Source organism: Micromonospora sp. WMMA1923 (genome assembly GCF_049179195.1).
Classification (GTDB): Bacteria; Actinomycetota; Actinomycetes; order Mycobacteriales; family Micromonosporaceae; genus Micromonospora; species Micromonospora yangpuensis.
The window spans coordinates 5,344,177-5,356,851 of record NZ_JBMHLZ010000001.1 but is presented as its reverse complement, the minus strand read 5'-3'; the positions used below and the strand labels follow the sequence as shown (position 1 = coordinate 5,356,851).

14 protein-coding genes and 2 pseudogenes are annotated in these 12,675 nt (G+C 67.2%); 6 read left to right on the top strand and 10 right to left on the bottom strand.

Annotated features, from left to right (window positions below):
* Positions 1-65: 65 nt before the first annotated feature.
* Positions 66-938, bottom strand: coding sequence for a hypothetical protein (locus tag ACN28G_RS24330; protein WP_139135793.1), 873 nt, complete (start codon positions 936-938; stop codon positions 66-68).
* Between the two features lie 87 nt (positions 939-1,025).
* A complete protein-coding gene (locus ACN28G_RS24325) occupies positions 1,026-1,955 on the bottom strand; it encodes a diacylglycerol/lipid kinase family protein (RefSeq protein WP_091445229.1) in 930 nt (309 codons plus the stop codon).
* Between the two features lie 273 nt (positions 1,956-2,228).
* Between ACN28G_RS24325 and ACN28G_RS24320 the strand changes: the two genes are divergently transcribed.
* Positions 2,229-3,806 (top strand): DHA2 family efflux MFS transporter permease subunit, encoded by a 1,578-nt coding sequence (locus ACN28G_RS24320; protein WP_091445228.1) that lies wholly within the window; start codon positions 2,229-2,231, stop codon positions 3,804-3,806.
* Between the two features lie 95 nt (positions 3,807-3,901).
* Here the strand turns inward: ACN28G_RS24320 and ACN28G_RS24315 are convergent, their stop codons facing one another.
* The 5 genes from ACN28G_RS24315 to ACN28G_RS24295 all read right to left on the bottom strand — a co-directional run bounded on the left by ACN28G_RS24315 (position 3,902) and on the right by ACN28G_RS24295 (position 6,297).
* Complete coding sequence (locus ACN28G_RS24315; RefSeq protein ID WP_091445226.1) at positions 3,902-4,222, bottom strand: DMT family transporter; 321 nt, start codon at positions 4,220-4,222, stop codon at positions 3,902-3,904.
* A 93-nt stretch (positions 4,223-4,315) separates the two neighbouring features.
* Complete coding sequence (locus tag ACN28G_RS24310) at positions 4,316-4,597, bottom strand: helix-turn-helix domain-containing protein (RefSeq protein WP_421480396.1); 282 nt, start codon at positions 4,595-4,597, stop codon at positions 4,316-4,318.
* 98 nt (positions 4,598-4,695) lie between these two features.
* On the bottom strand, positions 4,696-4,941 hold the full coding sequence (locus tag ACN28G_RS24305; RefSeq protein ID WP_421480395.1) for a hypothetical protein: 246 nt from the start codon (positions 4,939-4,941) through the stop codon (positions 4,696-4,698).
* On the bottom strand, positions 4,941-6,146 hold the full coding sequence (locus ACN28G_RS24300; protein WP_421480394.1) for a helix-turn-helix domain-containing protein: 1,206 nt from the start codon (positions 6,144-6,146) through the stop codon (positions 4,941-4,943). The genes ACN28G_RS24305 and ACN28G_RS24300 overlap by 1 nt, the downstream gene beginning before the upstream one ends.
* The gene (locus ACN28G_RS24295) at positions 6,133-6,297 is read right to left on the bottom strand and encodes a hypothetical protein (RefSeq protein WP_229688668.1); all 165 of its coding nucleotides are present in this window, start codon (positions 6,295-6,297) and stop codon (positions 6,133-6,135) included. Before ACN28G_RS24295 ends, ACN28G_RS24300 begins: the two co-directional genes overlap by 14 nt.
* Before the next feature lie 425 nt (positions 6,298-6,722).
* On the opposite strand from ACN28G_RS24295, the gene ACN28G_RS24290 reads away from it, so the two are divergent.
* Positions 6,723-7,124 (top strand): winged helix-turn-helix domain-containing protein, encoded by a 402-nt coding sequence (locus ACN28G_RS24290; RefSeq protein ID WP_091445218.1) that lies wholly within the window; start codon positions 6,723-6,725, stop codon positions 7,122-7,124.
* A gap of 379 nt (positions 7,125-7,503) precedes the next feature.
* Here the strand turns inward: ACN28G_RS24290 and ACN28G_RS24285 are convergent, their stop codons facing one another.
* Complete coding sequence (locus ACN28G_RS24285; RefSeq protein ID WP_091445214.1) at positions 7,504-7,848, bottom strand: DivIVA domain-containing protein; 345 nt, start codon at positions 7,846-7,848, stop codon at positions 7,504-7,506.
* Between the two features lie 267 nt (positions 7,849-8,115).
* Between ACN28G_RS24285 and ACN28G_RS24280 the strand changes: the two genes are divergently transcribed.
* Positions 8,116-9,207: an XRE family transcriptional regulator gene (locus tag ACN28G_RS24280; protein WP_229688666.1), complete on the top strand. Its 1,092-nt coding sequence runs from the start codon at positions 8,116-8,118 to the stop codon at positions 9,205-9,207.
* On the opposite strand, the gene ACN28G_RS24275 is transcribed toward ACN28G_RS24280, so the two are convergent.
* A complete protein-coding gene (locus ACN28G_RS24275) occupies positions 9,170-9,742 on the bottom strand; it encodes an NUDIX hydrolase (protein WP_229688665.1) in 573 nt (190 codons plus the stop codon). The two genes, ACN28G_RS24280 and ACN28G_RS24275, sit on opposite strands and share 38 nt — an antisense overlap.
* Positions 9,743-9,841: 99 nt before the next feature.
* On the opposite strand from ACN28G_RS24275, the pseudogene ACN28G_RS24270 reads away from it, so the two are divergent.
* Positions 9,842-10,096, top strand: a pseudogene (locus ACN28G_RS24270) (XRE family transcriptional regulator); the annotation flags it as partial.
* A 6-nt stretch (positions 10,097-10,102) separates the two neighbouring features.
* Here the strand turns inward: ACN28G_RS24270 and ACN28G_RS24265 are convergent.
* Positions 10,103-10,457, bottom strand: a pseudogene (locus ACN28G_RS24265) (NUDIX domain-containing protein); the annotation flags it as partial.
* 645 nt (positions 10,458-11,102) lie between these two features.
* Here ACN28G_RS24265 and ACN28G_RS24260 point away from each other — a divergent pair.
* Together ACN28G_RS24260 and ACN28G_RS24255 are read left to right on the top strand one after the other, a co-directional pair.
* Positions 11,103-12,107 carry a hypothetical protein gene (locus ACN28G_RS24260; RefSeq protein ID WP_139135792.1) on the top strand — a complete coding sequence of 335 codons (1,005 nt, stop codon included), beginning with the start codon at positions 11,103-11,105 and terminating at the stop codon, positions 12,105-12,107.
* Positions 12,097-12,609 carry a hypothetical protein gene (locus tag ACN28G_RS24255; protein WP_139135791.1) on the top strand — a complete coding sequence of 171 codons (513 nt, stop codon included), beginning with the start codon at positions 12,097-12,099 and terminating at the stop codon, positions 12,607-12,609. The genes ACN28G_RS24260 and ACN28G_RS24255 overlap by 11 nt, the downstream gene beginning before the upstream one ends.
* Positions 12,610-12,675 lie beyond the last annotated feature (66 nt).

Here is a 12,675-nt window from a genome sequence, read left to right as displayed (position 1 = left end):
ACGACGCTAGGAACTCAACCGAGGTTGACGTCAACCCGCTCAGCTGGCGCGGTGCGGTCGGGCGCTCAGCTGGCGCGGTGCAGGCGGGCGGTCTCCGCCCCCTGGGCGTCGAAGAGCACCAGGACCGCGCCGTCGAGCCCGATCCGTCGCGCGCCGTCGAGCCAGGACCCCACCGGTACGTTGTCGCAGCCGATCAACGTGCTCGGCCCGCTGCTGGCCAGGAAGGCACCACCCGAGCCGAGCACCCAGCGTCCACCCTGGCCGTTGCAGCCGTCCGAGCCACGCCAGTCACCGTCGGCGCGCAACTCCACGTGCGCCGCGCGGGGACCACCCCGGGCACCGTCGGCCGGCGCCCACCGGCCCAGCACCGCGTCCCGGGCCGGCGCGGTGAGCGCCGCCGGCAACTCCTTGACCGGCCCGAGGTCACGCCGCGCCTGGTCGGTCACGACCGGCGGGGCCGCCTGCTCGGCCGACATCTCCGGCGGCGCGCTGGGGCGGGCACCGGGCCGCAGCCGGGCCACCTGCTGATCCTGCTCGTCCAGGAGGACCCGCTGGTCACCGTCGGTACGGAAGCCGGTGACCCGGGCCAGCCAGTCCGGGGTCTCGGTCTCACCGGCGCACTCACCACCGGCGCTCCTGCTGGTGGCGAGGCCGCCGGAGACACTGGCCACGAAGAGCCCGTCGGGGTGGGCCCGCCACTGGCCGAGACGTACCCCGCAGTCCTCGAAGACGGACAGATCGTCAGGGGCGAGCCGCAGGATCGGTTCGGCCCCGTCCAGGCCGGTCACCGTCCACGAGCCGATCAACCCGGTCGGCTCACCCACGTCCCACCCCACCGTCGAGTCCCCCGGCGCGTCCTGCCCGTCGGTGCGCCCGGCGCATCCGCTGAGCAGGAGGCCCACGGCCAGCATTCCGACGACGTACCCTCTGCCACGCATCTCGTCCTCCGTCTTGTCAGCTCCCCGTGACTAGGACGTCGACGCGGCGGCACCGGTTCCCTCCCGGGCCCGAACCGGTCGGCCGGGTCAGCGGTCGGGGCTGTCGGCGGCGGCCATCACCCGCAGCGCGTTGGCGGCCAGGCCGAGCCGGATCGGCGTCTGCCCGCACAGCTCGCCGTCCACCTCCACCCGGGCCGGCCGGTCGGTGCGTACCCACAACTCGTCGACGGCCAGGAACGGATCCTCGCCGAGGGTGCGCCGGTGGCCGGTCGTGGCGTTGCGCGCCGACTCCCGCAGCAGCCCACCCCGGGTCGGCCCACCCACCGGGTACGCCACCAGCAGCCGGTCGTCGGCGTCGGCGTCGGCGGTGATCGGCCGGCCGGCCTGGAAGCCGCCGTTGGCGACGTACAGCTGGTGGGTGACGAACTCGTGCTCGGCGCCCGCCGCCTCGACGGTGACCCGCAACGGACGGTGCCGGGCCAGCAGCGCCAGGGCGGTCAGCGGGTACGCGAGCCGACCGCTGGCCCGCTTCAGGCGCGGCGGGGTGGCCCGCATGATGTCGGCGGAGAGCCCGATGCCGACGTGGTTGGCGAACGGCATCTCCCCGGCCATCCCCAGGTCGACGTCGATGACCTTCCCGTCGCTGAGCACACCGACGGCCCCGTCCAGGTCCAGCGGCACCCCGACGGTACGGGCGAAGTTGTTGGTGGTGCCCAGCGGCAGCAGACCGAGGGCCATGTCCCGGTGGGCGAGCATCCGGGCGGCGGCGCTGAGCGTACCGTCGCCACCCCCGGCGACCAGCAGGTCCGGCCCGAGCCCGACCGCCTCGGTGAGACTGCGCTCCAGCTCGCCCGGCTTCTCCACCGGGTACGTGCCGAGCAGGTCGAAACCGGCCGCCACCAGGCGGGAGTGGGCCTGCTCGTAGAGCCGACGGCCGCGTCGGGAGTGGGCGTTGATGACCAGTGCGGCGCGCCGGTCCCGCCGGATGGTCGCGCTCAGCTCCTGCTTGGTCCGCATGGCCACCGACCCTATCGGCGCGCCGCGAGTGCGGTCGATGCTGACCCGGCCGCCGCGGTGACCGATTGTCGTCCGGAAGCTGTGAGCGTGGTCACTCCCGGTGTCAGCAAGGCAGCTGTCAGCAGGTATTTCGTCGTTGTGGTCGACGGAAAGGCGGGGCGGGTTGTCGGACCGTCGTGGGATCGTTCCGCAGGGTTGCCGGTAGCTGCCGGCCCGGTGGGGACGCCGCGTGCCAACGGGTACGCGGCCGGATGGCGTTGTTCAGGAGACTCGGTGAGCAGTCAGCCCGTGGCGGTGTCGGATCGACTCGACGCCGCCGTACTCAAGATCGCCGGGGTGGTCGTCCTCGGCGCGATCATGTCGATTCTCGACGTGACCGTGGTCAGCGTGGCGCTGCCCACCTTCCAGGCCGACTTCGGCGCGTCCTACGCCCAGGTGGCCTGGACGATGACCGGGTACACCCTGGCGCTGGCCACGGTCATCCCGCTGACCGGCTGGGCGGCCGACCGGTTCGGCACCAAACGGCTCTACATGACCGCGCTGCTGCTGTTCACCCTCGGCTCGGGGCTCTGCGCCACCGCGGACTCGATCGGCCAGCTCATCACGTACCGGGTGTTGCAGGGCCTCGGCGGCGGCATGCTGATGCCGCTCGGCATGACCATCATGACCCGGGCGGCCGGCCCGCAGCGGATCGGACGCCTGATGGCCGTGCTCGGCATCCCGATGCTGCTCGGCCCGATCGGTGGCCCGATCCTCGGTGGCTGGCTGATCGACATCGCGAGCTGGCACTGGATCTTCCTGATCAACCTGCCGATCGGCCTCGCCGCCCTGGTCTACGCGCAGCTCGCGCTGCCGCAGGACAGCCCGGAGCCGTCCGAGTCGTTCGACTTCCTCGGCATGCTGATGCTCTCCCCGGGGCTGGCGCTGTTCCTGTTCGGCGTCTCCTCGCTCCCCGAGACCGGCACCTTCGAAGACACCAAGGTGTGGCTGCCGATGCTGGTCGGCGGGGCACTGGTGGTCGGCTTCGTGCTCTACTCCTTCAAGCCCCGGCACCCGCTGCTCGACCTGCGCCTGCTGCGCGACCGCAACCTCACCGTCGCCTCGGTCACGCTCGCCGTCTTCACGGTCGCCTTCATGGGGGCCGGGCTGCTCTTCCCGAGCTACTTCCTCCAGGTGCGCGGCGAGTCCACGCTCGACGCCGGCCTGCTGATGGCCCCGCAGGGCCTCGGCGCGATGGTCACCATGCCGATCGCCGGCATGCTCGCCGACCGCATCCCGGTCGGCCGCACCGTCCCGTTCGCGCTGGTGCTGCTGGCGGCGGGCTTCTTCGCCTTCACCCAGGTCGACACCGACACGTCGTACTGGCTGCTCTGCGGTTCGCTCTTCGTGATGGGGCTGGGCATGGGCGGCACGATGATGCCGGTGATGACCTCGGCGCTGAAGACGTTGACGAACCACGAGGTGGCCCGCGGCTCCACCCTGCTGAACATCCTCCAGCAGATCGCCGGCTCGGTCGGCGCCGCGCTCATGTCGGTGATCCTCACCAACGAGCTGAACGGCTCCCCGGCCATCCCCGGCGTGGTGGACCCCGCCACCGGAGCCCCGGTCACCGAGGCCGGCCTGGCCATCGCGGTGGCCCGGGAGCCGGAGCTGGCCCAGCAGTTCCCGGTCGAGCCCGGCCTCCTGCAACGGGGCCTGGAGTTCGTGGCCGACTCGTTCGCCACCACCTTCATGGTCGGCTTCGTGCTCATCCTGGCCACCTTCGTCCCGGCGCTCTTCCTGCCCCGCCGACGCCAGCCGTCCCAACTCCTCGACGACACCGACACCCCGACCCCGGTCCTCATCCACTGACCCCTCTGGGCAGGCCGGGGCACCTGTATCGGGGGAACAGGTGCCCCGGCCGTGGTCGGTCCCCGGGTTCGGCGCGTGGTCGTCGCTCGCCGGGGTCAGTGGGCGGAGTTGAGGTTGAGGATGACCACCCCGGCGATGATCAGGGCGACCCCGGCCACCTTGGTCAGGCTCAACGGCTCACCGAGAAAGGCGGCCCCGATCGCCACGATCGCCGCCGTGCCGAGCCCGGACCACATCGCGTACGCCACCCCGACCGGCACGGTCCTGACCGCCTGGGCGAGCAGCGCGAACGCGATGACGTAGGCGACGACCAGCCCTACCGTGGGCCAGAGCCGGGTGAACCCGTGGGTCGCCTTGAGCAGACTGGTGCCGATCACCTCGGAGGTGATGGCCCCCAGCAGGAACAGATACGCCACGTGCTCCGTCTCCGATCTGGAGTGGCCGACATCCGGCAGAGCTGCTGGGCGACCACGTCATCTGAGCGCGCTGATCGTCGAGGATCTGCAGCACTAGCCTGTCAGGCCGCGTCGTCGACGAGCGATCGCGCGCCGCGCCTCCCGCAGACGTTTCAGCGTCACGTCGAGGTCTTCTTCGTCGTCGATGCTCACCGAGGTGGCCTCCAGGGCGGCGTACTGCTCGGCCCTGCGCTGTTCTTGGTAGGTAAGGAGGTCGGGCAGTTGAACCCTGCGGTGGGTTCCTACCCGCTCGAACGGAATCTTTCCTTCGTCGAGCAGTTTGACCATCGTGGGTCGACTGACTCCAAGTAGGTCGGCAGCTTGCTGGATGATCACGGTATCTCCTTGACGGATGATCGTAACCTCCTTCGTTTCTTGCGTCTGCTGAATGCTGGGGCCTCTGCGCGAAACCGTCCGACGGGCGTCCGCCGAGGTCATAGGGGCTGTGGTGGGTCGTCGGGGTCGGGGTCGGGTGCGGTCGGTTCGGGTGCGGTGCGCCAGAGCTGTAGTTCCTTGGCGGCGTGTAGGACGTCGCGGGCGGCGTCGGCTATCGGGCAGCCGGTCGTCCGGCAGCTCGGGCATCGGCGGTCTGGCCCTGGTTGGTGCTGGCGGAGGACCTGACGGGCGGTGAGGACCAGCCGGTTGTGGATCTGCGCCAGGCTCAGGAACGGGCCGGTCATCAGCCGACTCCGAGCGAGATGGCGAGGTGGGTGATGGTGGTCGGGGCGCGGGGGTCGCGGGCGATCTGACCGAGGAGGTCGCGGCCGGCGGGTCGGTGGCGTACCTCGGCGGGTGCGGTCCGGTCGGCTTCGGCCAGGAGCCGCCCGGCGGAGAATGCGTCGTCGGTGTGCAGGTGGGCGCGGGCGGCGTCGATCAGGTGCGCGGCGCGGTGTTCGGTGGCCAGCCAGCGCCAGCCGTCGCGGCGGATGCCGCTCTGGTGCCAGACGATGGCCTGCCCGGCGTCGCCCAACTCGACCGCTGCCGTGGCGCGGGCCAGGGCCACGCTGGTGGGCCCGAAGCCGGTCCGGTGGTGGTCCAGGCCGTCGCCGACCTGGGCGGCCAGCGCGGTGGCCTCGTCGAGGAGTTCGGCGGTCGCGGAGTCGTCGCCGTCTCGGGCCGCGGCCAGGGCGGCTTGGATCAGGAGCGTCCCGCAGAGGGAGAGCTCGGGGCAGGGGGCGTATTCGGGTACGGGTGGGGCGATGCGGTAGGCGGCGGCGAGCATCACCGACTTCGCCTCTCGTGCCCGTCCGGCAGCGCGCAGTACCTGTCCGAGTTGCACGGCGGAGGCGGCGACGAGGACCCGGTCGCCGGTGGCGGCGATCATCGCCCGGTCGACAGCCAACCACGCCAGCCCCGCATCACCGAGCTTGACCAGGAGCGCGGCGGTGACACGGTACGCGTGCACCAGTGGTACCCATCCGCCCGCCGGGTCGGCGGCGTGGGTGCGTTGGGCGTCGGCCAACAGGCCGGGCAGGAGGGTGACCAGGTGGGGGTAGCGGGCGTACTGGAACGTGGTCCAGGCGTGCTCCACCTGCCGGGCCAGGCGGTCGGCGGGCAGGACCTGACGACTGCCCGGCGGCCTGCCGAGGGGGATCTCGTAGCGGGACAGGGCCGCCCGGATCCGCTCGACCTCGTCTGCCCGTGCGATGACGCCGACGGGCTGGATGGTGCGACCGAGAAGCACGGCGGTGTCAATACGGAGGACCGTGGCGATCTCCTGGAGGGTGGAGACCTTGTCCAGGGCGCGGACGCCGCGCTCGACCTTGTCGACCCAGCTCTTGGACTTGCCGAGCCGATCGGCGAACACCTGCTGCGACAGGTGTCGCCGACCCCTCCAGTACGCCACCCGCCGGCCGATCGGTAGCGAGTTGTCAGCGCTGCGCATCACGCCACCGACGATCCGAGACCACCCGTGTCGTCTCCTCGACCGGAACCCGCTCCGCCTCGGCCAGCGCCAGAATCCGCTCCCTGGCCGCCGCATGCTCAGCCGCCTGCACCTGCTCGCCCAGACTCTTGACCGGCTTGTCGTCACTCATCGCCACCTCCACGGGTGTGCTGCGGCGGGATGGGAGGAACCGCCACCGCTGCGCTCGGTTGGAATGCGACCGGGGTTCATGTGCCACACCGTCCGCGCCTAGCGTCTCCTCTCCTGGCCAGTGGCCACGGTTGATGGGGATGCGGTGTCGGGCGTGGCAGGGCAGGTCGGCTCCGCAGCGGCAGATCCGCCGCCACTTCTGCCAGGACCAGACCGATCGATGCCGCCGGGCAAAGCTGAGGGCGGCGGCTACCAAGTACTCCTCGTACGAAACGCGTGGCACCAGATCTCCCCTCGGGCGGGTCGACGGCGCGGAGGCCGGGCCTGGGCCTGTCATCCGGCCGCCGCGCCTGCTCGTTCACCATACCGACGTAGGACTGTAGATACAATAAGATGTAGAACTGTAGGACACGTAGCGTCACATTCGTGATCGACCCCAGCTCGGATCGGGCCGTGTTTCGGCAGCTCGCAGACCTCCTGCGGGACCGGATCACGTCTGGCGACATCGCGCCTGGTGCGTCACTGCCGAGTGAACTACGGCTGGCTCAGGAGCACGGGCTTAGCCGTACGAGTGTGCGGCAGGCGATAGCAATACTCCGGTCGGAAGGGCTCGTGATCGTAGAACCGCCGCGCGGCACCTTCGTCCGGACCATCGAGCCGACCGAGACGGTGAAACTACTCAAGGGCGACACCGCCTCCGCCCGGATGCCGACGCCTGCCGAGCGCCGTGAACTGGAGATCGGCGAAGGCGTCCCGGTCCTCGTAGTCTTCCGCGCCGACGGCTCCCGCGAGCTGTACGCAGCCGACCGCGTACGCGTGGGCCGCTAGCAGCCGGTGAGCCCTCGCTTGTAAGTTCTGAGCGCGTCGTCCGTTGCCGTCCTCGGACGCCACCCGCGACGCCCTCAAGCGCCTGGGGATCATGTATCGCACCGACCGTGCCTGGGCTGAAGTCGGGTAGACCTCCGCGAGGACCGGACAGAGCAGTGTCCGTCGTGGTCAACGCGTCGTGCGCAGCGCAGGCCGCTGCCCAGCGGCAGGTCGCAGAAGACCCGATGGTGTACGCCCTGTTCGTCCTCGCCGGAGACGGTGGTCTCACCCGCATCCACCTCGGACCAGAAGTTCACGGATCGAGCGAGGCTGCCGGCGAACTGTCGCGCGGCGGTCAGGTCGGCGGCGGTGAACGGCAGGTGCGCCACAAAACGCTCGGTCACCGGACGCCCGCCAGGTCGCGGGCCATCTCGGTCTGCCATTGACGCAGAGCGTCACGAATCCGGTCGGCCTCGGCGTGAGTGACGGCTACCTCGGCGTAGAGACCGGCCAAATCGTCGGCGACCCGGTCGAGGAAGGCCCGCACCTCGGCGGCGTCAACCCCGTACCTACCTCGCGCGGTGAACAACCGCTCGCGGACCTGCCAGGGCCGCAACGGCCCGGCAACCACACTCCGGTACGCCGTCCCCCGCGACGGCTCACCCTCGAATCTCCGATGGGATTCCCGAATACGCGCAATTGCATGTCGACCGCTGCCAACTGTGCGGCGAAAGAGATTTCGCATTACCACGCCCTTCTCTCAGAGTTGAGGGAGGACAAAGTCGCTGCGGCTTCGTCGCCGCTGGTCCTCGTCCCTGATCTCAGAAGACCCGATGCGAGCGGGAAGGGGTAGCCAACAGGGGTTAACTGTCCACAGTTACCTTGTGACCCCTTGGTATTGAGAGTCAGGTGATGCAAGCTGGCCATGGGCGCCAATCGGCAGACGGGGATATGAATGAGCAATCATCTACGGCAGGCGAGACTCACACGTGGCTGGTCGCAGACAAGGCTGGTGCACGAGATCCAGCAGTTTGCTCGCCGAAGGTCGCTAAGCGTCGCCTCGATGGCGAGCCTTCGGGTCTACGTGTCCGAGTGGGAGAACGAGCGGCGGAAGATCTCCGCCGACTACGCCGCCATCCTCCGAAATCTGGTGGGCCTCACCGACGACGAGCTTTTCCGAGCAGACGAGGCAGCCGACCCGCCAGACGACGGCTACGCGAGACTGATCCAGCAACTCGATGCCTCATCTGCTGTCGGTCGCTCGATGGTCGAGGCCCTGACCGGCCAGACCGAACTCCTGCGCACCCTGGACCGCCAGTGCGGCGCGGCACGCCTGGTCGACCAGATGCACAGTCATCTGGGCAAACTTCAAGAATGCCTCTCCTTCACCGTGTTGCCTGAGTCAAGGCGTCCGCTTGCTCGCGCCCTCGCCGAGGCTGCCTCCCTCGCCGCCTGGCAGGCCCTCGATGTCGGCGCGGCCGACCGGGCCTGGCGACACTACGAACTGGCGAAAAGCGCAGCCAGGGAGGCAGAAGACTCGCTCTACCTCGCTCACGCCATGGGCGAGCAGGCCTACGTCCTGGCCGACGCCGGCCGACCAGAACTCGGTGCCCGTCTCGCCACAGAAGCACAACGACGCGTGGCTGACACCGCACCGCCCCGGCTGGCCGCCTGGCTCGCCGCTGCCGAGGCCGAACTGTGGGCGCTCAGCGGCCGATCGGACGAATGCCGCCGCTCACTGGACCGAGCCGACAAGAAGCTGTCGCTGACAACTGGCGTACGCGATCCGGAGCTGCCAGGAATCTTCCTGGACGAAACCCACCTCGCCCGCTGGCGAGGCCACTCCCTGGCACTGCTGGGCGACCAACGAGCCGTGAAGGAACTGTCCACGGCGCTGATGTCCATGGACCGGACATTCGTCAGAGCTGCCGCCGGCCTCCGATGCGACCTCGCCCAAGCACATCTCACCTGGGGCGAGCCGGACGCCGCTCAGGAACACCTGAGAGAAGCACGCTCGCTGACGAACCTGACCGGCTCGGTACGCTATCGCCAACGCGTCGAACGGATCAGGAAGACGATGGCCGCCGCGACAACCCGGCCATGACATGAAGCACCGCGACCAGCGTGCCGGCCCCCGCCAACTCCCCGCGCGCCAGGAGACCCGGCAACTCGTTGACGGGGATCCACTCGACGGGGCCCGCCTCCTCCGGATCGGTAGGTGTGCCTACCTTCACCGCGCCCCAGCCGACGAAGACATCGTGCGGTGAGTCGACCATGCCGATCATGGGTTGGAAGGTGACCACGCGTTGCACCACCCGGGGCCGCCAGCCCGTCTCCTCCTCGGCCTCGCGGCATGCCGCATCGGCTGGTTCTTCGCCGAGCTCGACCATGCCGCCCGGCAGCTCCCACGCCGACCGCCCAGGGATGAAGCGGTAGCGCCGCAACATGAGCACCCGCTCCTGCTCATCGACCATGGCGATGACCGCCACATGACCGAGCCGCACGACATGGTGCCCGAACCGTTCCATCCCAGGCGGCTGAACCTCAACGAGTCCGAGCCGGACCCATTCGCTGTCGTAGATCGACCGCTCACCAAAGATCGACCACGGCTCAGCATCGCCCGCCTCCCCGTCCCACACGCTGCCACCCTACCCATGCTCATCGGCCATCAGATCCTGAACGTGAGCGGATTACAACACTGGGTGGTTGGGCAGTTGCTCAAGATGTTGAAGGGCGTTCGATCCCTGCGCATGGACAGCCGCTAGGTACATAGCAGAGTCTTCAACCTCGCCCTGCTTTCCAGCGTCCCTGCCCAGCAGGGCGAACCCGGCCGGGCCTGCGCCCTCGGCGTGGAAGCCCTGGCCCTCCAACTTCGCTCCGCCTGAGCCGTCCGCTACCTGCACGACCGGCAAGCGCAACTCGCCCAGCACCGGCGGCTACCCGCCGTCCGGAACTTCACTGGCCGCATCGACGGCACCCTCGGCCGGCGACGTCGGCCCCTACAGCTTCCCGCGAGCCCTGCGCGCGATCCATCGCCAGCACTGCGATCACCCTGCCGGTACTGCAATCTCACGCCGGAGCACCAGCCTGTACGCCTCGTCGAGCGGAATCCAGGTGACCTGCTCCGCCTCGTTGACGTCCACGGGCGCGCCCTGGCCAGGACGAGAAGGTTCTCAGGGCCACAGTCCCGACCTGCGCTTGGAAGGACAGAAACGGCTGCACCGCCTAGGGTTGCCGGCCGATTTCCTCCTCGACCTTACCTACCGCGCACTACGCTAGGTGTTCCTCGCCATCGACGTAGCCGCCGTGCAGCTCCCACCAAGGGATGCTGTCGTACATCGTTCTGTGGGCGCGACCGTGGCAGTCGTCGCGTGTTGTCTGCCGCTGGTCGTGGCTTTTGCTGCCTCGTCTCGGCCTTATCTCACCTACTGAGCCCCGCCCATCTGCGAAAAGCCGCCTCTGTGCCAGAAATGTCACTCCCGCCTGTCAACATCGATGTATCTGACGACCAGAAGGGGCACCCTGACTCAGGGGCGCGGCAACGCTAACGAGAGTGGCGAGCGCTCGGGCGACCCCTGCAAGCCGTCACGCCAATAGAAACCATCCCGCCATCGATGCAACGTAAGCGGGGATCACGAAGGGTACGGCGAAGGCTGCCATCACGGTCGAGCCCGTATACGGGTAACTGCGTGCCGACTGCGCCTACGAGCTTGACTGATACCTGATGGTTTACATTGCTCTGTCCAAAGGTGCAGCAAATGAGATGTACGAGGTTGTCAAGCGACGTGGGGATCCTTCTCCGCCCGGCCTCGTAGCCCGGTTGTCGATGTCGGCCAACCCCAGGTGCAGGTGGGTTCCGTAGCCCAGGAAGGAGCAAGCGCGGCTTGCGTTGTCAAGCATCTAGCTGGGACGTGCGGTGGTACCGGGGCGGGATGAGTCATACAGCCGACAAGCAATATCGCGGAAAGTGATCGACCGGATACCCTATACGCTCGTCCAATGTTCACTGAAGCTAGGATCCCGATGAGTAGGCATGCCTTCGCCGCCTATGGTCTACACGTATCACCGCGCTACCGCCCGGATGAACGACTGCCGCTCGACGACATCGGAGGAAAAAGGGTCGGCCTCTTGTCACTCATTCACGGCCTCCTGCGGGATCTTAAGGATGAGCCACTTCGGGAAGATAAGTCCGAAGACTACCTTTACATAGATGAAGTTGAACCCTTGGGTGCCCGAATACATTTCAATGCCGAGTACGGGAAGTTCGGCCTCGAAGGGGGAATTCGGCACACCCGCAGCCATGAAACTACTCATACGTACGGGGCTGACGAATCCGCCATTGTTCCTATTCGGAACATGGTTCTTTGTCTGGCGCGGTCGAAGACTGCGGTGTTCTTTACGGAGCGTTACGGTAACCGTGGAGTAGGGAGTATTTTCCTCAGGCAGTTGGAGGCGGCATTCAGGGCGAAGTTCTCCGATCTAATCCTTCATTCAGAAAGCTTTATCGATAATGAGCAGTGGCGAGTCTTTCGTGAGAGATCTAAGCTTACCAGCGTGAAGGTCGTACGCTACAAGATATCGCACGATCTCGCAGATGGAATTGACCCCGAAGTTATTGGCAAAATTGTTTACGAGGCTAAGCCCCGTTGGGGTATTGAGGGTCTCGGAAATAGAATGAAAAACGGACTACTGGGTGGCGAACTTAAGGCGCACGGGCTTCTTGGTCTGTCCGAGGAAGATAGTGATGAGACGCGCCTTACGCTCAGTGATGGCGACCAGGAGCGCCAAGTAGTCCTTGGTAAGGAGAACTTGCCAGCGCTCGTGTATGCAGTTGATCATGATGGCAAGGAACGCGCAAAAGATTCTGTCGTATACAGCGAAATGCATAGCGTTGTCCCAGTCCTTACGAAGCAGCTTGGACTCGAACTTCCCGGGGACTGGGACTCCGCTGAGTGGCGAAAGGATCAGCTTACAGTGAAGATGGGAGCCGTCCGTGAGCGCTAAGTGGTCCGTGGCACCAATCATCAAGAAACAGCTGAACACCCTTGTCGACCAGAATGATCCGAAGCAGCGACCACGGGTAGGTGACTATCTCGGCCTTTTCGGACTTCCGCTGGCTCTTGCTGCTGCCGGATTCTTGACGGGCTTTCGCCTCCGTGGCGTGGAGGGGCTGCTAGCGGGTGTTGCGATCTTCACAGCGCTCCTATTCGGACTGCTGGTTCACGTTTTTTCGCTCGGACTCCGGATCACCGATGACCCCCGCATTTCAAAGAGTGGAAAGACGGCACAACTAGTCGATCAGCTCCAAGGTAACGTCGCTTACGCCGTTCTGGTGGGACTCTTTACCACCACGGTGCTTATCGTCGGAGTGAGTACGACCTTGAAGGATCATGCGCTAGGCGTGCCGATCAGCACGGTTTCTGTTTTCAGTATTTGTCACCTCCTTCTGATCATGTTGATGGCCCTGAAACGTACTCAAGCCGCATACGAGCAGTTTCGTCTTTAGCTCGGTGAAGTCCTGCAGCAGTGCCGTCGTCTTGTCAATCTGCTCTTGACGGTGCCGGGCAGCTAC

What these genes read in the sequence shown, in the direction of transcription:
- ACN28G_RS24330 (WP_139135793.1), bottom strand. Translation starts at nt 938, where the DNA reads ATGCGTGGCAGAGGGTACGTCGTCGGAATGCTGGCCGTGGGCCTCCTG.
- ACN28G_RS24325 (WP_091445229.1), bottom strand. Translation starts at nt 1,955, where the DNA reads ATGCGGACCAAGCAGGAGCTGAGCGCGACCATCCGGCGGGACCGGCGC.
- ACN28G_RS24305 (WP_421480395.1), bottom strand. Translation starts at nt 4,941, where the DNA reads ATGACCGGCCCGTTCCTGAGCCTGGCGCAGATCCACAACCGGCTGGTC.
- ACN28G_RS24300 (WP_421480394.1), bottom strand. Translation starts at nt 6,146, where the DNA reads ATGCGCAGCGCTGACAACTCGCTACCGATCGGCCGGCGGGTGGCGTAC.
- ACN28G_RS24295 (WP_229688668.1), bottom strand. Translation starts at nt 6,297, where the DNA reads ATGAGTGACGACAAGCCGGTCAAGAGTCTGGGCGAGCAGGTGCAGGCG.
- ACN28G_RS24285 (WP_091445214.1), bottom strand. Translation starts at nt 7,848, where the DNA reads ATGCGAAATCTCTTTCGCCGCACAGTTGGCAGCGGTCGACATGCAATT.
- ACN28G_RS24260 (WP_139135792.1), top strand. Translation starts at nt 11,103, where the DNA reads ATGTTCACTGAAGCTAGGATCCCGATGAGTAGGCATGCCTTCGCCGCC.